A 21554-nucleotide genomic window follows, 5' to 3' on the forward strand; every position below is an offset into this window, starting at 1 on the left:
TCGACATCCCGTTCGCGGAGTTTTCCCGGGCTGTCTCCACCCCGATTCCAATGCGTCAGGTAGATGGGGTCGGTCGTTTAGTGCCCCGCGACCTGGTCGCACGCCCTGCCGGAACTTCGGGATGTCACTCCCGAGGCGCGGGCAGGCTCCGCTCGCTTCCGGGCACAAGTGACTGAGCTCGTGCCTCCCGTCCCGAAAACCAAGGGCAGTGTCCCATAGGTCAAAGGGGGGGAGGATAAGTTTCCTGGAATTTATGCTGCGTGGTGCGTTCCCTCTCCCCGGGGAGAGGGTCAGGGTGAGGGGTAAATCCCGGTGAACACCAAGGAATTCCCCCCTCATCCGGCCTCCGGCCACGGTCTCCCTCGGGAGAAGGAAAGTGGCGCGCAGCGGGGATAAGTTGGGCGGATCAAGCAGGGGGCGAGGCGCGGCCTTGGCCCGCTACTCCGCCGCCTCGACCTCGGCATTTTCCGCCGTCTCCTGACGCGCCTGCCACTTCGCCTTGATCCTCTTTGAGGTTTCCCGTGACCCGTCAGGCGACCAGCCCGGCGGAGCGAGCAGATACATTGCGGCGTCCTTGAGCGATTTTGCTCCGGCCATGTCCTTCACGATTCCCATCCACTCATGCAGGCAGATCTTGATCGGGTTGAAGGTGCCGAGGTTCTTGACGATACCATAGCGGCAAGGCTCATCGTCGCGCTCGACCTGGTAGGTGCCGAACATCTTGTCCCAGATGATGAAGATGCCAGCGTAATTACGGTCCAGATAGATCGGATTGGTCGCATGGTGCACGCGGTGGTGGGACGGCGTGTTCATCACCGCCTCAAACCAGGCCGGGCACTTCTTGATAGCCTCGGTATGGATCCAGAACTGATAGATCAGATTCATGGCGCCGACAAAGGCGACCATGGCCGGATGGAAGCCAAGGAAGACCATGGCCGACCCCAGCCACAGGAATTTCAGCGTGAACGGGCTGATCCAGGGCTGACGCAAAGCCGTGGTCAGATTGTAGTGCTGGGAAGAGTGATGGACGACATGGTCGGCCCAGAACCAACGCACGGTGTGAGCGAAACGGTGCGACCAATAGTAGAGGAAGTCGTCGAGGAAGACGGCAATCACCCAGACCCACCAGGCAAAGGAGATATCCATCAGGCGGTTTTCGTAGACAAAGACTGACCAGCCTCCCAGCAGGAGACCGAAAATGATGCCAGAGACATTATTCCCCAACCCCATAATCAGGCTCGACGCCGTGTCGCGCGTCTCGAAACGGGTCTTGCCGGTCAGCCGGGCATGAATCATTTCGGCAAAAACAGACAGGGTGAAGAACGGGATTGCCAGGGTGATCGGGTTCCAGTTCTGGACGAAGGCGGGCACTTCCATGATCAGCTCCTGCCTGCCGGTTGGAATGCGGACAATCGGTTAGCCCAGATCATCGCTTCATCCGCCGTTTCGAAGCGCAGCTTCGCGGGCGCGAAAACGAAATCATTGAGGCGCAGACGCACGCTGTTGCCGTCTTCAATGACCGCGTCACGCACACTGCCAGGAACCAGATAGCGGATCACAAAATCGCTGCCACGGGCGATCAGAAGACCCAGGCAATCACCGGATCGCTCGGCGATCAGGGCACCCTCGCCGTCAACGGCCAGCACACCGTCACCGGCGTCAAAGCCGACCCTGTCGGCATCCAGCCGGCGCGCTGCGTCTTCCAGGTCGGTCAGACACGCCGAGCGGCTGATTCCCAGCCAGGCGTTGATCAGGACCATGGCGCTGACGCCGAGAACAGATCCAACCAACAGGTAGATGAGCGACATCTCATTGCTCCGTGTCACACGAAAACGGGCGGGACCCAAAAGGTCCCGCCCGCCATCATACGCTTATTTGAACGCTGTTCACTAGCCGCGAACACGCAGGGTGATGCCGTAGGTCTGCGGATCACCCGGATAGGCGTTGTAGCTGGTGCCCAGATAACCAACCGACGGGAAGCCACCCTTGGTGTACTGCTCGTCAAAGATGTTCCGGCCCCAGACCTGCAGTGCCCAGGCGCCATCATCGGCACCGAGGGTAATGGAGGCATTATAGAGCTGGAAACCGTCCTGGTTGGCGAACGGACGCGGATCCTGGCTGGTCGTGTGAGCGAAGTCAGAAACGTGGTTCATCTCACCGCGCCAGGACATTTCCATGCCCTCGCCGACCGGATGGGTATAGGTCGCGGTCAGAGCGCCGAGGAATTCCGAATTGCCGCGATCACGACCGGACAGGTCGTTGAACAGGGCTGTCACGCCAGCGCCATTGGTGCGCTCGGCACCCGGGACACACAGCGCGAAGTTCGGATCGGTCGCATCGAAGCTGTCCGGGCAAGGCGCGTAGAGATATTCGCCATACTTGCTGTCGAACAGATAGGTGAAACCACCGGTGATCAGAAGATTGTCGGACGGTGCCCACTGACCTTCGAATTCGAGACCGGAAACCTCGATGGAACCGGCATTCTCAAGTGCGAAGCCATTGCCGACGAAGTTATTGGTCTGGAAGTCGGTCACTTCCTGGTTGAAATACGCCATGGCGTAGACAAAGCGACCATCGTCGAGCGAGCCCTTGGCACCGATTTCAAAGCTCTCGGCTGTTTCTTCCTGGAACTCGAAGACGCCGGTGAAGGCGGCATTGGTCGAGACGTTGAAACCGCCCGGCTTGAAGCCCGTGGCATAGCTCGCATAGACGTTGAACGTATCCGACACGTCATAGGACAGGATGATATTGCCCGAGAAATTGGTGTCGTTCCGCGAGGTCGGGAAATTACCCGCATTGACCGGCGGGAAGTTCTGGAAGGCCGTGAAGCCCAGAAGCGGGTTCAGGGCCGGATTGGCAGCCTGTGCCTCGGTCAGCGGCGTGGTCGGCGAGATGCCGAGGGCCAGAAGCGTATTCAGCAGGGTCGGATCGCCACCAAGGGCCTCAGCCTGGGCCTGACCGAAGAGGATGGACGGCACCAGATAGGCACAGGCATCGCCACCGACCACTCCAAACAGAACCGGGTCACACGTTCCCGGCGTGACCAGACGCAGGTCCCGGGCCAGGTCGACGAAGGAGAAGGCCGATATCGGATCCGGCTGGTTGATCGCCGTGGTCATGTCCTTGTCTTCGTCCGAATAACGACCACCCAGCGTCACCGTGAACTGGTCGGTGACGTGCCAGTCAAACTGACCGAAGGCCGACCAGGCATTGGTGTTGTACTGATAGCTCTCGGAGATCAGGCCATGCTGGGTCGAGATGAAGCCTTCAGCCGGGGTCGTCGGCAAGGCACCATTGCCCGAAGCGAGCGGCACGAAGGCACCCACGCCAGCGGCCTGGTTCATGTCGAGGAAGATTTCCAGCAGAGACACACCACCCGTGCCAGCCGGCAGGCCGAAGGATGAGACGAGGTCTGCAACGGTGCCAGCCGAAGCCGCATCGAAGAAGGTGCGGGCGTCGGCGCCATAAGGCGTCGAATTGTCGTAGTTCAGCTCGTTATTGTAGTAGAAACCACCGACCATCCAGTCGACCATATTGTCGCCGGTCGAGGTCAGGCGGAATTCCTGGGTGAAGCTGTCATACTGGTTCTGGATGCTGCGCAGGCTGACCAGGTCAAGGTCAGAGAAGTCAGCGTCGAACAGCTGGTCCTCGTCATAATTCCGGAATGCGGTGATCGAGGTGAAGGTGAAGCCGTCGAAATCGTGCTCGACCTGGGCCGAGATGCCCTGCGTGACCAGCTCGGTGTTGAGCCCGCCATCGATCGCGATGCGATCGCCGCCATTGGGATCGGCCGGCACAGCGGTGCCGCCAAGACCAATAAGGGCCCCGAGGTCGATCGGGTCATAAAAGGCGAACGGAGCCGCACAGCAATTTTCGTTGATATCACCCCAGTCGGCGATGATGCGCACTTCGGTGTTGTCGCTCGGATTGAAGAGCAGCTGACCCCGGAAGCTCATCCGGTCGCGGTTATTGGCCTCGCGGCCGTCCACGACGTCGATATAGCCGTCATTCTGGTGCACATTGCCGTCGAGACGGAAGGCCATGTTGTCGCTGAGCGGCCCGGTCACCGTGCCGCGCGCCTGGCGCATGCCGTAATTTCCGACCGTCACTTCACCGGCATAGTTGAAATCAAAGTCCGGCGCCATCGTGATGACGCTGACCACACCGGCCGGCGTGTTGCGGCCGAAGATGGTGGACTGCGGGCCACGAATGACCTCGACGCGCTCAACCGACATCAGGTCGTTGATCGCGGAACCCGAACGCGGACGATAGACGCCATCGATGAAGACACCGACGGACGGCTCGAGGCCCGGATTGAAGCTCGACGTACCGATGCCGCGCAAATTGAATTCGGTATTGGTCGAGGTCGCGAACTCGGAGACGCGCAGTGCAGGCACCAGCGTCTGGAGATCCGCGGCGTCGCGGATCTGCGACTGCTCGATCTGTGCACCGGTGACGACAGCGACGGAAACCGGTGTGTCCTGAAGCGTCTGCTCGCGCTTCTGGGACGTCACTGTAATCACGTCGACCTGTGCCATTGCGCTACCCGCAAAAAGCCCGGTCAGAATTGCCGTCGTGCCCATCGCGACGGCTTTGGAAAACATTTTCATTGGAATTTCTCCCCTATGGCGCGGTTTTATTAGCCAACCATTCCGCGCATCTGTCCAATATATGAACACCGCTCGACACCTCTGTCAGCCGGTTTATCCCCGTCTCGCAAAAAACATGCCCGGCCTGATGCATGGATACCTCACCCGGTGATTTGAATTTCGAGCGGAAATCTCACCCTTTTCTCCTGTCCCAACTCTGTTACCTTGTTTAGTGAACAGCGTTCAAATCGCTGTCATGGGGAGAAAAATGAAGAAACTTATCATTGGTTTAGTCGCTATTTTGGCGCTACTCGCATTGTCGGCCGCCGGCTGGTTCTACCGCCCCTGGTCGGACTATTCACCGGCGGAAATCCAGGCGGCAACGCAGCCAGAACACCTCGTGGAAACATTTTCGAACATGGGGGAGGTTTTCCCCTATCGCGCGATCAATCCATCCGAATCGGCCACCTATCTGGGGAGAAACCTTCAGCAGGTTTCCGTTGGCTACCGCTTTGGCGACGCCGATCGCACGGTCGATGACTGGATGGCCGACAGCGACACGACCGGCCTGATGGTGCTGCACAATGGCGAGGTCGTGCACGAGACCTATCGCCTCGGTGCCGACGCCGATACGCGTCACACCTCCTGGTCCGTTGGCAAGAGTTTCGTCGCAACCCTGATCGCCATGGCGATGCAGGATGGCCGGATTGCCAATCTCGACCAGAGCGCTGAAATGTTCGCGCCGCAATATGGCGGCAGCGATTATGGCGACACCACGCTGCGTCACCTTCTCATGATGTCAGCCGGCATGGATTTCGAGGAAGATTACAACGCGCCGAATTCGGACATTCGCCGACTTTTCCTCGGTGCCAATATATACGGTCAGAACATCGATCGGCTGGTCGGCGAGATCGAGCGCGATCGCACTGCCGGTGAAGACCTTCATTATGTCAGCGCCAACACGCAGGTTCTCTCTGCCGTCGTGCGCGGTGTCTATAACGACACGCTCGCCGGAGTCGTTGAAGCGCGTATCTGGGCACCGCTCGGCATGACGGGAGATGCTTACTGGAACCAGAATATTCCCGGCGAGAACGGGATGGCGATCGGCTATTGCTGCCTCAATGCCACATTGGAGGACTATGCCCGTTTCGGTCAGTTCTACCTTCAAGATGGCGTCTGGGAGGGTGAGCGCCTGCTCCCTGAAGGCTGGGTCAATCAAGCCACCCGGCCCAATGCCCCCTTCCAGGAGGCCGGACCGGAGTCAGTCTATGCCCATCGCGGCTATGGCCTGCATTTCTGGGTGCCGGACAATCATGACGGCGAATACTTCATGGCCGGCGTTTACGGTCAGTATGTCTGGGTCGATGAGCGCCGCAACATCGTGATCGCGCGCACCGCGGCGGACACGGAATGGGGTGGCCGGACCGAAGAGTCCATCATCGCCATGCGCGCCCTCGCCGCCCAGTATGGCGATCCGATCACCGCAAACACTGATGTCGATAGGGAGGCTGATGATGAGCAAGGCTGATTTCGACTACATCATCTGTGGCGCAGGTTCGGCCGGCTGCACGGTTGCCGAACGCCTGTCGCGGGACCCGTCTGTTTCGGTTCTCGTCCTGGAGGCTGGCGGCAGCGACAATTCTCCGATCATCCGCACGCCGATGCTGCTGCAATATGCGGTCACCGGTGAGCAGTTCAACTGGGGCTATTGGACCGAACCGCAAGAACACCTGAATGACCGGGTTCTTCACTGGCCCCGTGGCAAGACGCTGGGCGGCTCCTCCTCCATCAACGCCATGCATTACATGCGCGGCGCGCCGGAGAATTACGACGAGTGGGAGCGCGAATATGGCGCCGAGGGCTGGGGTTGGGAGACCGCCCTGCCCGCCTTCAAGGAGGTCCAGCACCAGACCCGCGGCGAAAGCGAGCTGCACGGAAGCGGAGGCCCGCTCTGGGTCCAGGACATCGAACCGCTCAACCCGCTGACCCAGGATTTCCTGAAAGCCGCAGATCAGCTGCAATACAAGCGCAATGACGACTTCAACGGACCGCAACAGGAAGGGTTTGGCCCCTACCAGGTCACCCAGCGCGGGAATAAGCGCTGTTCGGCCGCCGATGCCTTTCTCCGCCCGGCACTGGAGCGCGAGAATTGTTCGGTTCAGACCGGTGCTCTGGTGCGTCGCGTGGTCATCGATGGCGGACGTGCGACCGGCGTCGAGGTCGAGATCGAAGGCGAAGTCCGCACCCTCAATGCCGCCAGGGAAGTCATCCTGTCCGGCGGTGCGATCAACTCACCCCAGACCCTGCTCCTGTCCGGGATCGGCCCGGCTGACGAGCTTCGTGCGGCCGGCGTCAGTGTCGAGCATGACCTTCCCGGTGTCGGCAAGAACCTGCAGGATCATCTCGATGTAACGGCCCAGGTCTGGACCAATTCGTCGACGTCAATCGGCAATTCGGTCCGCTCCCTGCCTCACCATATGTACATGGTCAGCCGCTGGGCCCTGCGCGGGGACGGCCCGTTCACAGTCAATCCGGTCCAGGGTGGCGCTTTCATCAAGTCCGCCTTTGCCGAGGACCTGCCCGATCTGCAGCTGGTCTTCATTCCCGCCATTTCCAACCCCCACGGGATGGAGAAGACACGCGGACATGGCATCACCCTTCATGTCTGCCAGCTCTATCCCAAGAGCCGCGGCGAGATCACGCTGAAAAGTACCGACCCCAACGAGCATCCGGCGATCCAGCCGAACTATCTGGCCGAGGAGTTTGATCTCGACGTGCTCACCGATGGCCTGGCCAAGGTCCGCGACATTCTCAACGCCCCGGCCTTCGACCATGATCGCAAGGAAGAACGCTATCCCGGAGCGGATATCACCACCATGTCGCAATTGCGCGATGATGTCCGGGCCCGGGCGGAGACGCTCTATCACCCGACATCGACCTGTGCGATGGGTTCAGGCGATCTGGCCGTCACCGACAGTCGCTGCCGGGTCAAGGGGATCGACGGACTGCGCGTCGTCGACGCGTCGGTCATGCCGCGCCTTGTCGGCGGCAACACCAATGCCCCGACCATCATGATCGCGACCCGAGCGGCCGCAATGATTGCTGAAGACAATTCCTGAGGAGGCTCTGATGAGTGAAGCTGAAGCCAAACAGATCGAACGCATGAAAGCCCTCCTGACCGCCCAGAAGGCGGCCTTCCGGGCCGAGCGTCACCGCCCACTGGACAAGCGAAAGGCGGATCTCGACCGGGTCGCCGATTTGTGCCGCACCCATGCCGATGCCATCGCCGAAGCGATCAGCCGTGATTTCGGCAATCGGGCCAAGCAGGAAAGCGTGATCGCCGAGATCGCCTTCGTCATCCAGGACGCGGGGCATGCCAAGAAGCATCTCGGCAAATGGTCCAAGCCGCGCAAGGTCGGCGTGCCGATGACGCTGATGCCGGGCTCGGCCATGATCCGGCGTGAGCCCAAGGGCGTGGTCGGCATTGTCTCGCCGTGGAACTACCCTTTCCAACTTGCGATGGCGCCTCTGGTTGCCGCCCTCGCCGCCGGCTGCCGGGCGATGATCAAGCCGTCGGAATACACGCCGGCGATGGCCGAGTTGATGAAGACCTTGCTCGCCGAAGCCTTCGAGGAAGACCACGTCACTGTCATTACCGGCGGGCCCGCGGTTGGTGAGGCTTTCACCAAATTGAAGTTCGACCATCTCTTCTACACCGGCTCGACCCAGGTTGGCCGGCTGGTTGCGATGGCAGCGGCGGAAAACCTGGTGCCGGTCACGCTGGAACTGGGCGGCAAGTCGCCGGCCATCGTGACGCCGGGCTATCCGACGGATTCAGCGGCCAAGTCGATCGGCTGGGGCAAGCTTTTCAATGCCGGCCAGACCTGTGTCGCACCGGATTATGTACTGACACCGAAAGGGACGGAAAGCGCGCTCGGCGAAGCGATCATCAAGGTCGCAGCCCACCAGTTCAAGGATGCGGCCACCGACGACGCCTACACGGCCATCGTCTCGGACCGGCACTATGCGCGCCTCAATGACATGATCGAGGAGGCCCGGGCCGGCGGCGCAGAAATCCTCCAGCCGGAGCATGATGCGGACGCGGCCAAGGCCGCACGCAAGATCCCGCCGACCGTGGTCCTCAACCCACCGGCTGATTGTCGCCTGATGACCGAGGAAATCTTCGGACCCATCTTGCCGATCAATGGCTATACGGAACTGGACGCGGCGACCGAATATGTCGCGGATCACGACCACCCGCTGGCGCTCTATGTCTATTCGACCGACAAGACCCAGGCTGACCGTGTGCTCGACAACACGCTGTCTGGCGGTGTCGGCGTGAATATCAACCTGCTCCATCTTTCGGTCCCCGACCTGCCCTTTGGCGGGATCGGCGCATCCGGACAGGGCGCCTATCATGGCGAGGCTGGCTTCATGACCTTCAGCCATGAACGCTCCGTCTTCCGGACCGGCAAATGGCACCCGTCGCGGCTGCTTGCTCCGCCCTATGGCAAGATGTTCGAGAGCGTCGCCAAGAAGCAGATGAAATAGGGGTTTCATGACCGGACAACTCGCGGGCAAGCGTGCCCTGATCACCGGCTCCAGCCATGGCGTCGGCCTCGCCGCCGCGCACATGTTTGCCGCCCAGGGTGCTGAAGTCGTGTTGCACGGCAATCAGAACATGGCGGATGCAGACCAGGCCGTTCAGGCCATCGGTCCGGCGGCGCTCGGTGCCATCCAGGCCGACTTGTCCCAACCCGGGGCCGGTCGTGATCTCTATGACGCCGCCCTGCACATGGCGTCCGGTCGTCTCGACATCATCATCAACAATGCCGGCATCCACTGGGCCAGCCCGCTGGACTCGTCGGATGCCGACTGGGAGCGCAATTGGGCGACCACGCTGCAGGTCAATCTGATGGCGGTGGCCGATATCTGCCGGGCTGCGATCCCGGAAATGGTGGCGTCCGGCGGCGGTTCGATCGTCAATATTGCCAGCCGCGCCGGTTATCGCGGGGAAGATCGCGAACACATGGCCTATGGCGCGTCCAAGGGCGCCTTGCTCTCGCTGACCAAGACCATCGCCCGGCAATGGGGCGGTGACGGCGTCTATGCCTATGCCCTGGCGCCCGGCTGGATCGATACCCGCATGGGGCCGCAGCATGAAGACGATCGCGCTCGGGCGAAGGCAGAAATTCCGATCGGCGACCTCGCCCAGCCAGACGAGATCGCGGCCATGTGCGCCTTCCTCGCCTCCGGTGCCTGCCGCAGCGCCACCGGCAGCTGCATTGATATCAATGGCGCGAGTTATGTCCGCTAGCACTATGGCACCCGCCGTCACGCCGATCCGGCAAGCCCCGCAAGACCGCTCGGACCGCCGATATATCCTCCCGCGAACGGGCGTTCACCGGCTCCGGTCCTGAAACGAAGGATTGCGCGCCCATCGAATATGAGACCGTACGGGGTTGTGCGCGCGGGTTCGCGCAGGCAGTAAGGGCCCCGAGCGTCATTGCAGGCAGCCGGCCGGGCTGGCGCTTCACAGTCTCAAGGAAGACAATAGTTTGAAAAACTACGCAAATCCGAGCTTCGCCGACCGAAATAAGAACGCAGCTGAAGCCAAGAAAAAGCTTCTGGAAAAATTCAAGGCCAAGCCGGCCCTCGACGATCCGCAGCACGCTGCCAAGCGCGCAGAGCGCGTGGCAGCCGCAAAGGCTCGCGAAGAGCGCCGCATTGAACGTGAGCGCGTGAAGGCTGAAACCGAGGCCCGCAAGCTCGCCGAACAGGCTGAAGCCGAAGCCGCCGCCCTCGTCGCCGAAAAAGCCGCCGCCGACGCGCTCGTCGCAGAAGCCGCCGCCAAGAAAGCCGAACGCGACCAACGCTACGCCGCACGCAAGGCACGCAAGCGCTAGAGATCGCGCTGATACACGACGCGATAGAAGCGCATGGGCCCGGCATTCGGGCTCGCTTCTTTCGCGGTTGCAACCCTCGATTTTGCCTTGTCCGTTAGCGACTGGTCGCTCATCCTTTGGGATGGTGCCCGCGCTTTCGGGCGTCGTTTGGCGTTCGTCCGGGGGAAGAGCATGTCACTCAGCTTGAAATCCATCGCAGCCCTGGCGGGTCTCGCTGGCCTGGCGAGCCAAGCCATTGCCCAACCCGGCGGAGAGACACTGCCATATGAGGATCCGCGCCTGCAGTCACTGGCAACGGTCGAGCTAACGCAATTCGCAGGCGAGCACGATTTCCGGCGCTACCTCCACCGGGTCGGCGAACTGGCAGAGGAATGGGGCCTCTACTGGGCCGACGATCTCATGTCGAAATCGAAGCCGAGCCTCCCAAGTTGGGCCTGTGATGACGATGAGGGTGACGCATGCGACACAATCGTCGTTACCGGTTCCCGCATCGCAACGCCCAATCCGGTCATCACAAATAATCAGACGGTCGGGGTCGACGAGGGCGATATCGTCAAGCAGATCGGCGATTTCCTCGTCGTACTGCAGGACGGGCGCCTGTTTTCCGTCAATCTGCAGCCAGATGGTGCCCCCGGCCTGGCATTCACGGATCGTCTCGACGTCTATGTCGACCCGGAGCGCCGGGTCTGGATCGACGAGATGCTCGTTACCGACAATCGCATCATCGTGACAGGCTATTCCTACGAGGATCAAGCCAGCGAGGTAACCGTGCTGGAAATGGATGCGACCGGATATTTCTCGCGTCTCGGCAGCTTCCTGATTTCATCGAGCGATTATTACGATGTCGACAATTACGCCACGCGCATAATCGACGGGCGGCTCGTGATTCATATGCCCTACCAGGTCAGCGACATGGACAGTATCGACCCTGCCGGCTGGCCCGTCCTGCGTCGCTGGACGTCCGAAGACGGGCAGCCAGACAATCGCCGTCCACTCTTTGATGCGAGGGAAATCTATCGCCCCGTTCTGCCGATCATTGAGCCGACTATTCACACGATATCAGTGTGTGAGCTCGGTCGCGGTGACCAGGCCGACCTTGATTGCCAAACGCAGGCCTTCATCGCCGGCCCGACCTCGGAACTCTATGTAAGCGGCGAGCATGCCTATCTCTGGACGGGAGGAAGCTGGGAGGGCCACTACGCTGACGACCTCCCGGTTCGGGGCCGCTCATGTACAATGCGGGAAACATTGACACCCGAGATGGTGCCGCCAGGCGGCATTTATCGTATGTCGCTCGAAACCGGAGACTTGGCAGTCGTCGGCACACGCGGCTTTCCTTTCGACCAGTTCAGCTTCGCCGAATATGGCGGTCAACTCCGCAATCTGGTCGCTTTGGAGGATGCGCATTGTGCCTATGACTCCCTTGGCGACCGCGAATTTGATCGTGCGATTACCCAGGTTTCGCTGATATCAATCCCGGACAGGGCCTTCTCGACGCGGTTCCGTGAAGCCGCTTCGGACCGATACACAGCGCTTCCCGGTGCGGAATCCGGCACCGGCCTGGAGAACCGCTTTACCGGTACTCACCTCGTTTATGGCTGGTCAGTCGTTGAGAATGGCGACGCACCCTGGTGGGACGAAACCGCGCGAAAACCAGCTCATTTGATGATGGTCCCGCTCGACGACCCAACCAACACGTCGAGCCTGACACTTACGCATTCGCTATTGAGACTGGAAACAATCGACACAGGCCTGATCGCAACCGGCTATGTCCATCGCGAAGGCCTGCGGGTCTCCCATTTGACAACCACAGACGGCTTGCAACGGGCGGCAACAACCCTCCTGCCGGGGCGGCTGGAGACGGAGGGTAGATCCCACGCCTTCAACTTCACACGCCGTGCCGATGGCACCGCACTTCTCGGCCTACCGACCGAACTCGAACCGGGTCCGGCCTTTCGCTACTGGTGGCGCAGCACCGCCTCCGAGTTGAGCTTTCTGAGCCTTGATGACGAAACGGGCTTCACGGCGCTCGGCACGCTTGAACCGCTCTCTGACGACGCCGCTGAACACCCCGACTATGAATGCGAGGTGTCCTGCATCGACTGGTATGGCAATTCGCGCCCCATCTTCACCCAAGGGCGCATCTTCGCCCTCTTGAGCACCGAGATTGTCGAAGGCGGGTTGTCAGGTGACCGCATCAAGCCTGTGCGGCGCGTTGACCTCACCGCACCGCTGCCGATCCGTCCGAATAGGCAGGCTGCGAGCACGCACACAATGGACGGGTCTGGCGCGAACTGATCAGGCTTGGGTCAATAACCAAGCGCCCCGGTATCGTGTAGACCCCCATTTACGCATCGGGCGACGCGCCCTTTGCACCAATCTCGAAGAAGTCAGCAAAGACGAGCGCATCATCAATCCGTCAGCGCCAGCAAGGCAAAGCAACCGACCCGAGCTACGCAAAGCGATAGGAGTGCAAGCCCCCCCTTTCCGGCGAAGCGAAGCAGTATCCCCTACTCCGCCGCCAGCGCCTGCTGGCCCGCGCGGTAAACCGTGCCCGGCATGGCGCCGGTGAGCTTGCCCTCTTCCATCACCACCTCGCCGGCGACAATGGTCGCGGTGTAGCCGGTGGCACCCTGCAGCAAGCGCTGACCGCCGGCGGGCAGGTCGCGCTCCATATGGGGCGGTTCCATCTGCAGGCGGTCGAGATCGATGATGTTGAGGTCGGCCTTCAGCCCCTCACGCAAATAGCCACGATCATTCATGCCCATATAGTCGGCCTGGGCGCCGGTCAGCATGCGGACCACGCGCGGCAGGTCCAGCTTGCGGCCGCGCTTGCGGTCGCGGGTCCAGTGGGTGAGCAGATAGGTCGGCATGGAGGCATCGCAGACCGTGCCGACATGGGCGCCGCCATCGGACAGGCCATAAAGCGCCTGGGGGTGCTCCATCATCTTGAGCACATTGTCGTAATTGAGCTCGGTATAGTTATAGAGCGGCAGGTAGATCAGCTCATGGCCGTCGCGCTCGAGCAAGGTGTCATAGATCATCTCCATCAGGGAGACGCCTTTTTCCCGGGCCCGCGCAGCAAGGGAGTTCTCGCCTGATTGCTCGTAATCCGGCGGATTGCCGAGCTGGAAGAATTTCTCGGCCACGAACTCGATATGCTCCATCAGCATGTCGGCCAGCGGCGGAACTGACGAGCCGGGTCCCGACAGCTTGTCGGTCGTCTCTGACAAGATCTGCGCCTTGAATTCCGGCGCCTTCATCCGCGCGACGCGATCGGCCAGTGGCAGGTCCGCGATGGTCTTGTAGCTGGGATAGCCCATGAAGGGGTGGAAGGTGCAATTGAAGCCAAGGAAAACACCAATCGCGCGCGGGGCGACCTGCATGCGGGCATCAACACCCTCATCCTTCAGCTTTTCGGTCCGGGCAATCAGCTTGAGCCATTGGTCCGGCGCGAAGTCGCGCTGCATGAGCGAGAAGGAGAAGGGCCGGCCCGAGGCCTTTGCGTAGTCGGCAATGATGCTCCACTCATCGTCGAAATCCTGCTCACCGCGCTCCAGATTGAAGTCTGAAACCGCCTGCACGACCCCGAAATCAAGACCGTTGAAGGCCTGGGCGATTCCGGTCAATTCCTCACGCGTGGACTCCGACGACGGGGTCCATTCTCCATCGGCGGTCTTGTGGACGTCCGAACGCCCGGTCGCGAAACCGACCGCTCCGGCCTCGAGCGCCTCGCGGGTCAGGCGGCGCATCTCGGCGATATCGGCATCATTGGCCGGCTCGGAATGAACGGCCCGATCACCCATCACATAAACGCGCAGCGGGTCATGCGGGACCATGGCCGCGATATCGATGGTCCGCGGGATCTTCGCCAGCGCATCGAGATAATCCGGGAAGCTCTCCCAGTCCCAGGTCAGCCCCTCATGCAGGGCCGTACCGGGAATGTCCTCGACGCCTTCCATCAACTTGATCAGCTTGTCGTGATCGGCCTCGCGCACCGGCGCAAAGCCGACCCCGCAATTGCCCATCACGGCGGTGGTGACGCCATGATCGATCGAAGGCCGAAGCTGACCGTCCCAGCTGGCCTGACCGTCATAATGGGTGTGAATGTCGATGAAACCCGGCGTGACCAGCTTTCCGCCGGCCTCCAGCGTGCGCTCGGCCGGGCCGAGATCTGCGCCAATTGCGGCGATCCGTCCGTCCGTGATGGCGATGTCGGCGTGCACCGCCTCCCCGCCCGTTCCGTCATGGATTTCGCCGCCCGTAATCTTGAGATCGTACATCGATGCCTCCCGTCAGGTTTCACGCTCTTTGGCGTTTGCCCGGAGTTTCCGCGAATCGGACCAGCGGAACAAGCCCGCGAGCAGTGAGCCACCGATCAGGTGCCAGATGCTCCAGGTCCCGATAATGGCAGCCGCGCCGCCGACCCCGTCGAACTGGCTGAGCAGGATGACCAGGCCAAGGCCGGCATTCTGGATACCGACCTCGAAGGTCAGGGACCGTCGCCGGGCGCCCTCCATCCCCATGGCGCGGCCGCTCAGCCAGCCGAGTGCGAAAGCCGCGCTGTTGTGAAGAATGACAATCGGGATGACGACCGCACCGGCTGCCAGGAAGACCGGCCAGTTCTGGACGATCCCGACCAGGACCAGAAGCGCGATGCAGGCCAGGCCCACCGGGCCGAGAACGCGACTCATGCGCTCTGCCATGGCTGGCTTCCAGGCATTGAGCGCCATGCCGAGCGCCAGCGGCACGGCCAGAAGGACTGCGGTCTGGGCGAAGAATGGCAGGGGATCAACGTGCAAGGCCTCAACAAGCGCATCAACCGGCGGGTACAAGCTCGACCAGATCAGGATCGAGACCGGGGTCATCACCGCGGCGGAGACGCTCGATATCGCTGTCAATGTCACCGAATAGGCCGTGTTCCCACCGGCCGCGCGAGTCAGCACATTGGAAATATTGCCGCCCGGGCAACTGGCGACGACCAGCATGCCGAGGGCAATGCTGGCCGGCGGGGAGATCAGCAGGATCAGGCCCAGGGTGAGAAGCGGCAAACCGATCAATTGGGCCGCGACACCACCAAGCACCCGCAAAGGCTGACGGCGTACAAGGACGAAATCCGTCAGCCTCAGCGACAAGGCGACGGAGAACATCATCACAAAGAGAATGAAAGCGATGCCCAGCCGCGACTGGTCATCAACTATTACCTGCAATTGGTCTATCGCGGCGACGTCCATAAATTCCTGCCCTGTCAATAACTTGTCAGATTAACCAAAAGTCGAAATACCGCCTCGTAGGCCGGCTAACCAGTTGTCATGTCAACATGAGGGGTCGCCAAATTCATCTCAGCCTGTATCCTGTGATTGGACATTTACGTGCGCCGTGGACACCGTTTCACACACTTGCGCGTAAGGCTTGATCGCACAACATCTGGCCGTGGGGGCTGGTTGGCGCGATTGGTTTGGATTTTTTGTATGAGCACGCCGCACGGGCAGCGGCCAGGTTTTTGGGGGACCGGGAATGGGTCGGAAACGTTTTGATGAAATGTCGTGCGCGATCGCGCAGACTTTGAATCAGGTGGGCGATTGGTGGACGCTCCTGATCGTGCGGGATGCCATGAAGGGCGCGCGCCGGTTCAGTGATTTTCACGAGAGCACCGGCATTGCCAAAAACATCCTGACTGACCGACTCAACAAGCTGGTCGAGAACGGCATCATGGCACGCGAGGAAGTCGGTGTCCGTGGACAGCGTCAGGAATATGTCCTGACCGAGCGCGGCGAGGCGCTTTTCCCCATCCTCATGGCGATGCAGCAATGGGGAGACAAATGGGTTTATGGCGATGACGGGCTTCCGCTGGAAGTCTATGATGCCCGGACCGGCGAACAGCTCGCACCGATGAGTGTGGCCAACCAGAGCGGCGAGGAAGTCACCCATCGTGACATCGCCGGGCGTGACCCGCGCGGTCGTTCCATTCGCGAAGCCGGCTAGCCTCCCGAGGCAGACCCGGTCAGCATACGCCTGACCCCCGTTTCCGGATCTGCCGGCGACCCAATCGCCGACGGTCTCCGCCCCTGTGCGCGCAGCAACGCGCTGGAGCGCCCGTCGGCGCGCCCGCCCGTAGGCCTGGCGACACAGCCGGCATCCCCTGTCACGCGAAATTCTTGAACGCATGTATTGAGGCAGGCGAATTCGCCGCCTATGGTCATTCCGAGTGCTGGAAACGGCGATTCTGCCGCAATCAATCAACCGCACCGACCAGGGGAATATATCATGCTGATCAGTTCACTTCTTCTCGCCACCGCGCTGCAAGCGTCGCCGGTCGACACGCTTGTCGCCAATGCGCTGGAAGTCTCCACGACCCAGGGCAGCTACATCACCTATTTCGATGCTGACGGGACCTACACCACCAATATCGGGATTTCCGGTACCTGGTGGGTTAATGACAATGAACTCTGCTTCGAACGCAGCACGGGCGAAGGCGGGTGCGCGCCGCTCGGTGAGGCCGAGGCAGTTGGCGCCAGCTGGTCCGGCGTCAATGCCGCCACCGGTGAAACGGTGACCTACACCATTGTGACGCGCGACTAGGCAGGCAGGAGCAGACGGGCGGGCCCTGCCCCGTCCGTCAATCCGCCACGGGCACGGCTTCGCCGCGATCGACCAGGAACCACGCCGTGCCCGGATAGCGCCGCTCGATCGTCCAGCCATAACTCCCATCGGCATTGTGTGTGGTCCGCGTACGCGCGTCGAACGCGCCATAGCCATCCTCACCGGTAAATTCTGATCCATGCCCGTCTGCCGAGAAGCTCACGGCCTGACGCGTGACCGCCCATTCGCCGCGGGCAGTCGCGAACCAGTGCTGCACGACTTCGTCGGTTTCCGGGTCGAGGATACGGGTCAGTTCGCCGAAGAAGGCGCCATCCTCCGCGACGCGCCAGACTGTGCGCACCCCTTGCCCGCCCAGGGCCGGCCGGGTGTCGACGGTAAAATGAAGCTCGGCCATCTCGCCGGGACCGCTCACAACCCAATTGGTGACCGCAAACCGGCCCAACTCCGGGGCAAGGCGGTCGGTCAGTGACGGCGTCATCTGCCCGGCCTGCGGCCCCGGATCATCATTCCAAGCCCCGGCGCCACCCGGGGCGAAAGCGAGCGTCGCGCTGGCCAGCCATGTCCTGATCATGATCCGCATCCTGTTGGTTCAGATGCGGCGGAGTGTGGCCCCGCGCAGCGACGCAGACCACCGGTGCGCGCCGCTGCTGGGACGAATGGCCCAATCTAATTGCCGAATGAGCCCGCAGCTCCCGGGAAGACGACCGGCGTTTCCGAGCCATCCAGTGCAACCGCCGAGACGCCGAAGAAATAATTGTCGATCACGACATTCTCCAGCGTGTAGCTGTCAGTGCGACCGACAAAGCGGCTCCACTGCCATTGCGGCTGGTCGGTCAGGCGCCAGTAGATGCGATAACCGGACAGGTTTTCCGCGCCATCGCCCTCGGCCATGGTCCAGCTGAGCGTTGTCGATGGCTGAACCGCGCCCTCAATCGTGACATTGGCGGGGAAAGGCGGAGCCCCGGCCATCTGGGCCAGCACCGCCACATTGAGCGCGGTCAGACGCGCAGCATGATCGAAATCAACGCCGTCAATCGTATCGCCATAGGGCCGACCGTCTTCGGTACGCAGGTCCTGATGCTGGCGATCATAATGCTCATTGGTCTCCATGATCCGGACAGCGGGGTAACCGACGGCATTGAAGGGTCGGTGATGACCGCCACGGGCGAAACGGTCGAGCCGATAGACCATCATCACATCGAGATTGGGGATGTATTGGTCAGCCGTGCGGTCAACGAAACGGGCCAGATTGCGCGAGGCACTGTCGACTTCCCCGCCCCGGAACCGCCGGGCCGTGGCTTCTTCCGGCGTCTCAACGTCCCGCGTGCCTTCGGAAAATACGCGCGCCGTGGTGTTGTTGATGACGCCATTGATGCCGGCAATATTGCCGATCATGTCGTTATTGAGCACGCCCTTGATACGCCAACCATTCTCGATGGCGTGGGCGGCCACGATCTGGCCGCCGAACAGGCCCTGCTCCTCGCCGGCCAGGCCGGCATAGATGATGGACCCGTCAAATTCGTGCTGGCTGAGCACGCGCGCGGCCTCGATGGCACCGGCCATGCCGGACGCATTGTCATTGGCACCCGGGCTGTCCGATGTGCCGTCGAGCGGATCGGTGACCCGGCTGTCGATATCACCGGACACCACCACATAGCGATCGGGATCGATACGCCCTCGCTGGATGGCGATCACGGAAACGACCTCGGTCGGATCGGGAATACGCCGCGTCCCGGAAATCGTGTCCGAGATGTACATCACCTCCAGACAGCCGCCACACGCCGCCGAAATGCGCTCGAACTCGTCAAAGATCCAGCGCCGTGCCGCGCCGATTCCACGCGTGTCACTCTCCGTCTCGGACAGGGTGTGACGCGTGCCGAATTCGGCCAGGGTCCGAATGTCCGCCTCGATGCGGTCGGCCGACACCGCGGCGACATGGTCATGTACGGCAAGGACTTCAGCCGGCGGCGCATGCTCCTGGGTCAGGGCTGGTGCGGCAATCAATGCCGACAGGGCGGCTGCGGTAACGAGTTTCATATGTCCCTCCCCCGGGATTGGGTACTAGCGTGGCTAGATGATGAGCCGACGGCTCGCGCGGTCAAGCTTCGAACCTGTGGAAAGGAATGCCCGTCCCTCGCCTTTCGACTGGTTGTGCGCGGCGCGGTTTGTATAATCTACCTTCAGTTGCGGGGTGGGGGAATCGTTGTGGTTGATGAGTTTGCTGGAAAGCCGGAAACGGCTTCCGGGACGGTTGCGGCTGACACCAAGGTCGCCAGACCGATCACCGCCCGCTGGACATGGTTCCGCATCCTGTTCGTCGTATTCCTGGTCACGAGCGGAGCAATGATCGTGTCCAATCTTCATGCTGCGGTCGTGGTTCCGGCGTTGTTTGCAACCGACGCACCGGACGCCTTTCTCCTCACCCAGGCCTATATCGTCGATTATGGCCAGGTCGGCACCAGCATCGCCTTCCTCGCCAGCTATTTCGCCTGCGCGATCGCCTATGCCTGTTTCATGGCGCGATCGATTTACAATGCGCGCCTGCGCTATCCTGACCAGGTCAAGATGAGCCCGCACGGCTATTGGCTCTGGCACATTGTGCCGTTCGCCAGCCTCTACAAGCCGGTAAATGGCATGGTGGAGGCCTGGCACGCGCTCCATCCCGGCGGAGAAGGCCCGACGACCCCGCTCATTCCTCTGTGGTGGGGGTTCTGGGTCGCAGGCTCGCTGGTCGGTATTGGGGATCGCCTTTTCCCGGCGAGCCAGATCGACTTCATGCTGACCCCCGGCTCGGTGGACGCCTATGTCAGCTATCAGCTCTACGGCAGCGCCCTGGCCGTCATTATAGGCTTGTCCGCCTTCTTCCTCCTGCGCCTGGCAAGCCAGCTGAAGGAATTGCAATTGGTCCAGCCGGCCGAAATCTTCGCCTGATCCGGCCACGCCGGACGACCAGAAACACCCAATATCCGCGTAACGGAGTCCCTCGATGAACATGATTGATGCTGTCAGAAGCATTTTCGGCAACTATGCGAACTTCAACGGACGCGCTCGCCGCGCCGAGTATTGGTGGTGGTGGCTCGCCCAGATCCTGCTCATGTTTGTGATGATTATTCCGATGGTCGCCATCTCGCCGGAGACGAGCGAAATCGGGGCCACGATTTCGCTGATCCTGATCGCGGTCTGGTCAATCGGAACATTGCTCCCGAACATCACCGTCACGGTGCGGCGCCTGCACGACAGTGACAAGACAGGCTGGCTCTACCTGCTGGGCCTGATCCCCTATATCGGTGGCCTGATCCTTTTTGTCTTGATGCTGTTGCCCGGCACGCCGGGCGAAAACCAGTACGGGGATGACCCCAAGGATGATGTTTCGGGCGAAATCTTTGCCTGATCCCGCAAAGCGCGGACCAAAATGAAAAGGGCGCGGCCTGCTGGTCGCGCCCTTCTTGCATCCCGGTTCACGCCTTGAAGCCAGTCAGGGCACAAGGATGACCTTGCCGATCGCCTTGCGACCGGAGAGGGCGTCAAAGCCGTCAAGGAAATCTTCGAGCTTGTAGGTCCCGGCGACATGCGGCTTGATCTTGCCGGCTTCAAACATCTCGAAGAGCTCGTCCATATTCTGCTTGTGGCCGCCCGGCACGGACCCGGCCCAGGCACCCCAGAACACACCGACAACGCTGGCCATTTTCAAAAGCGGCAGGTTGAGCGGGAGTTTGGGGATATCGCCGGCAGCAAAGCCGATCACCAGGTGACGCCCACCCGGCGCGATGCCGCGGAAGGCGGTTTCGGCGTAGTCGCCACCGACCGGATCATAGATCACGTCGACGCCCTTGCCGCCGGTCAATTCCTTGATCCGGGCCTTGAGGTCCTCGGTCGAGTAATTGATCAGTTCATCGGCGCCATGTTCCTTGCAGACTGCCAGCTTCTCATCACTCGAGGCCGCCGCGATGACACGGGCGCCCATGGCCTTGCCAAGCTCGACCGTGGCCAGACCGACACCGCCGGCGGCACCCAGCACAAGCAGGCTCTCACCCGGCTTGAGCAAGGCTCGCTGCTTGAGGGCATGATAGGAGGTGCCATAGACAATCGTCAGACCGGCCGCCGCGTCATAGGGCATCGACTCCGGGATTGGCGTCACCGCCGCAGCCGGAACCACAGCCTGTTCGGCAAAGGCCCCAACCGGCGTGTTGAACAGAACCCTGTCGCCGACCGCGAGCGTGTCGACGCCCTCGCCCAGCTCGGCGATCACGCCCGCGCCTTCCGTGCCCGGCACGAAAGGAAGGGGCGGCTTGAACTGGTATTGCCCGCGCACGCAGAGCAGGTCAGGGAAATTCAGCCCCCCAGCCTTCACATCAATGCGGACATGACCCGGCTGGATGGCCGGGGCCTCAATGGTCTCGACGACGAGCTGGTCCTCGGGACCGAATTCCTTGCAGATAAGCGCTTTCATGATTTT

General features: G+C 61.5%; 18 protein-coding genes. 10 read left to right on the plus strand and 8 right to left on the minus strand.

The window, feature by feature from the left end; all coding sequences use genetic code 11:
• Positions 1-438 precede the first annotated feature (438 nt).
• From QZ266_RS08795 to QZ266_RS08805, 3 genes are all read right to left on the minus strand, one after another.
• Complete coding sequence (locus tag QZ266_RS08795) at positions 439-1377, minus strand: sterol desaturase family protein (RefSeq protein WP_295694087.1); 939 nt, start codon at positions 1375-1377, stop codon at positions 439-441.
• 2 nt (positions 1378-1379) lie between these two features.
• Complete coding sequence (locus QZ266_RS08800; protein ID WP_295694090.1) at positions 1380-1808, minus strand: hypothetical protein; 429 nt, start codon at positions 1806-1808, stop codon at positions 1380-1382.
• An 81-nt stretch (positions 1809-1889) separates the two neighbouring features.
• On the minus strand, positions 1890-4610 hold the full coding sequence (locus QZ266_RS08805; RefSeq protein ID WP_295694093.1) for a TonB-dependent receptor: 2721 nt from the start codon (positions 4608-4610) through the stop codon (positions 1890-1892).
• A 247-nt stretch (positions 4611-4857) separates the two neighbouring features.
• On the opposite strand from QZ266_RS08805, the gene QZ266_RS08810 reads away from it, so the two are divergent.
• The 6 genes from QZ266_RS08810 (at position 4858) to QZ266_RS08835 (ending at position 12793) form a co-directional block, all read left to right on the plus strand.
• Positions 4858-6117, plus strand: a complete 1260-nt coding sequence (locus QZ266_RS08810) for a serine hydrolase (protein ID WP_295694095.1) — start codon at positions 4858-4860, stop codon at positions 6115-6117.
• On the plus strand, positions 6104-7708 hold the full coding sequence (locus tag QZ266_RS08815; RefSeq protein ID WP_295694097.1) for a choline dehydrogenase: 1605 nt from the start codon (positions 6104-6106) through the stop codon (positions 7706-7708). Before QZ266_RS08810 ends, QZ266_RS08815 begins: the two co-directional genes overlap by 14 nt.
• A gap of 10 nt (positions 7709-7718) precedes the next feature.
• The gene (locus tag QZ266_RS08820; protein ID WP_295694100.1) at positions 7719-9140 is read left to right on the plus strand and encodes a coniferyl aldehyde dehydrogenase; all 1422 of its coding nucleotides are present in this window, start codon (positions 7719-7721) and stop codon (positions 9138-9140) included.
• Between the two features lie 7 nt (positions 9141-9147).
• Entirely contained in the window at positions 9148-9906 is a 759-nt protein-coding gene (locus QZ266_RS08825) for an SDR family NAD(P)-dependent oxidoreductase (RefSeq protein ID WP_295694103.1), read from the plus strand.
• 241 nt (positions 9907-10147) lie between these two features.
• The gene (locus QZ266_RS08830; RefSeq protein ID WP_301064049.1) at positions 10148-10495 is read left to right on the plus strand and encodes a DUF6481 family protein; all 348 of its coding nucleotides are present in this window, start codon (positions 10148-10150) and stop codon (positions 10493-10495) included.
• Positions 10496-10666: 171 nt separating this feature from the next.
• The gene (locus QZ266_RS08835; RefSeq protein ID WP_295694107.1) at positions 10667-12793 is read left to right on the plus strand and encodes a beta-propeller domain-containing protein; all 2127 of its coding nucleotides are present in this window, start codon (positions 10667-10669) and stop codon (positions 12791-12793) included.
• Positions 12794-13005: 212 nt separating this feature from the next.
• Here QZ266_RS08835 and QZ266_RS08840 read toward each other — a convergent pair whose 3' ends face one another.
• Both QZ266_RS08840 and QZ266_RS08845 read right to left on the minus strand, forming a co-directional pair.
• Positions 13006-14778 carry an amidohydrolase family protein gene (locus QZ266_RS08840; RefSeq protein WP_295694110.1) on the minus strand — a complete coding sequence of 591 codons (1773 nt, stop codon included), beginning with the start codon at positions 14776-14778 and terminating at the stop codon, positions 13006-13008.
• 12 nt (positions 14779-14790) lie between these two features.
• Complete coding sequence (locus QZ266_RS08845) at positions 14791-15729, minus strand: bile acid:sodium symporter family protein (protein WP_295694112.1); 939 nt, start codon at positions 15727-15729, stop codon at positions 14791-14793.
• Positions 15730-16012: 283 nt separating this feature from the next.
• On the opposite strand from QZ266_RS08845, the gene QZ266_RS08850 reads away from it, so the two are divergent.
• Positions 16013-16480: a helix-turn-helix domain-containing protein gene (locus tag QZ266_RS08850; RefSeq protein ID WP_295694115.1), complete on the plus strand. Its 468-nt coding sequence runs from the start codon at positions 16013-16015 to the stop codon at positions 16478-16480.
• Positions 16481-16762: 282 nt separating this feature from the next.
• Positions 16763-17077 (plus strand): hypothetical protein, encoded by a 315-nt coding sequence (locus tag QZ266_RS08855; protein ID WP_295694117.1) that lies wholly within the window; start codon positions 16763-16765, stop codon positions 17075-17077.
• A 37-nt stretch (positions 17078-17114) separates the two neighbouring features.
• On the opposite strand, the gene QZ266_RS08860 is transcribed toward QZ266_RS08855, so the two are convergent.
• Together QZ266_RS08860 and QZ266_RS08865 are read right to left on the minus strand one after the other, a co-directional pair.
• Positions 17115-17669 (minus strand): hypothetical protein, encoded by a 555-nt coding sequence (locus QZ266_RS08860; RefSeq protein WP_295694120.1) that lies wholly within the window; start codon positions 17667-17669, stop codon positions 17115-17117.
• A gap of 95 nt (positions 17670-17764) precedes the next feature.
• Positions 17765-19135 carry a M28 family metallopeptidase gene (locus tag QZ266_RS08865; protein WP_295694122.1) on the minus strand — a complete coding sequence of 457 codons (1371 nt, stop codon included), beginning with the start codon at positions 19133-19135 and terminating at the stop codon, positions 17765-17767.
• 168 nt (positions 19136-19303) lie between these two features.
• Here QZ266_RS08865 and QZ266_RS08870 point away from each other — a divergent pair, with 168 nt between their 5' ends.
• Together QZ266_RS08870 and QZ266_RS08875 are read left to right on the plus strand one after the other, a co-directional pair.
• Entirely contained in the window at positions 19304-20029 is a 726-nt protein-coding gene (locus QZ266_RS08870) for a DUF4328 domain-containing protein (protein WP_295694125.1), read from the plus strand.
• Between the two features lie 55 nt (positions 20030-20084).
• Positions 20085-20489 carry a DUF805 domain-containing protein gene (locus QZ266_RS08875; RefSeq protein WP_295694127.1) on the plus strand — a complete coding sequence of 135 codons (405 nt, stop codon included), beginning with the start codon at positions 20085-20087 and terminating at the stop codon, positions 20487-20489.
• An 84-nt stretch (positions 20490-20573) separates the two neighbouring features.
• Here QZ266_RS08875 and QZ266_RS08880 read toward each other — a convergent pair whose 3' ends face one another.
• Positions 20574-21548: an NADPH:quinone oxidoreductase family protein gene (locus QZ266_RS08880; protein ID WP_295694129.1), complete on the minus strand. Its 975-nt coding sequence runs from the start codon at positions 21546-21548 to the stop codon at positions 20574-20576.
• Positions 21549-21554: the final 6 nt, after the last annotated feature.

Origin of the sequence: uncultured Maricaulis sp. (assembly GCF_905480005.1) — a bacterium.
Classification (GTDB): Bacteria; Pseudomonadota; Alphaproteobacteria; order Caulobacterales; family Maricaulaceae; genus Maricaulis.

What these genes read in the sequence shown, in the direction of transcription:
- QZ266_RS08795 (WP_295694087.1), bottom strand. Translation starts at nt 1,377, where the DNA reads ATGGAAGTGCCCGCCTTCGTCCAGAACTGGAACCCGATCACCCTGGCA.
- QZ266_RS08800 (WP_295694090.1), bottom strand. Translation starts at nt 1,808, where the DNA reads ATGTCGCTCATCTACCTGTTGGTTGGATCTGTTCTCGGCGTCAGCGCC.
- QZ266_RS08805 (WP_295694093.1), bottom strand. Translation starts at nt 4,610, where the DNA reads ATGAAAATGTTTTCCAAAGCCGTCGCGATGGGCACGACGGCAATTCTG.
- QZ266_RS08810 (WP_295694095.1), top strand. Translation starts at nt 4,858, where the DNA reads ATGAAGAAACTTATCATTGGTTTAGTCGCTATTTTGGCGCTACTCGCA.
- QZ266_RS08815 (WP_295694097.1), top strand. Translation starts at nt 6,104, where the DNA reads ATGAGCAAGGCTGATTTCGACTACATCATCTGTGGCGCAGGTTCGGCC.
- QZ266_RS08820 (WP_295694100.1), top strand. Translation starts at nt 7,719, where the DNA reads ATGAGTGAAGCTGAAGCCAAACAGATCGAACGCATGAAAGCCCTCCTG.
- QZ266_RS08825 (WP_295694103.1), top strand. Translation starts at nt 9,148, where the DNA reads ATGACCGGACAACTCGCGGGCAAGCGTGCCCTGATCACCGGCTCCAGC.
- QZ266_RS08835 (WP_295694107.1), top strand. Translation starts at nt 10,667, where the DNA reads ATGTCACTCAGCTTGAAATCCATCGCAGCCCTGGCGGGTCTCGCTGGC.
- QZ266_RS08840 (WP_295694110.1), bottom strand. Translation starts at nt 14,778, where the DNA reads ATGTACGATCTCAAGATTACGGGCGGCGAAATCCATGACGGAACGGGC.
- QZ266_RS08845 (WP_295694112.1), bottom strand. Translation starts at nt 15,729, where the DNA reads ATGGACGTCGCCGCGATAGACCAATTGCAGGTAATAGTTGATGACCAG.
- QZ266_RS08850 (WP_295694115.1), top strand. Translation starts at nt 16,013, where the DNA reads ATGGGTCGGAAACGTTTTGATGAAATGTCGTGCGCGATCGCGCAGACT.
- QZ266_RS08855 (WP_295694117.1), top strand. Translation starts at nt 16,763, where the DNA reads ATGCTGATCAGTTCACTTCTTCTCGCCACCGCGCTGCAAGCGTCGCCG.
- QZ266_RS08860 (WP_295694120.1), bottom strand. Translation starts at nt 17,669, where the DNA reads ATGATCAGGACATGGCTGGCCAGCGCGACGCTCGCTTTCGCCCCGGGT.
- QZ266_RS08865 (WP_295694122.1), bottom strand. Translation starts at nt 19,135, where the DNA reads ATGAAACTCGTTACCGCAGCCGCCCTGTCGGCATTGATTGCCGCACCA.
- QZ266_RS08875 (WP_295694127.1), top strand. Translation starts at nt 20,085, where the DNA reads ATGAACATGATTGATGCTGTCAGAAGCATTTTCGGCAACTATGCGAAC.
- QZ266_RS08880 (WP_295694129.1), bottom strand. Translation starts at nt 21,548, where the DNA reads ATGAAAGCGCTTATCTGCAAGGAATTCGGTCCCGAGGACCAGCTCGTC.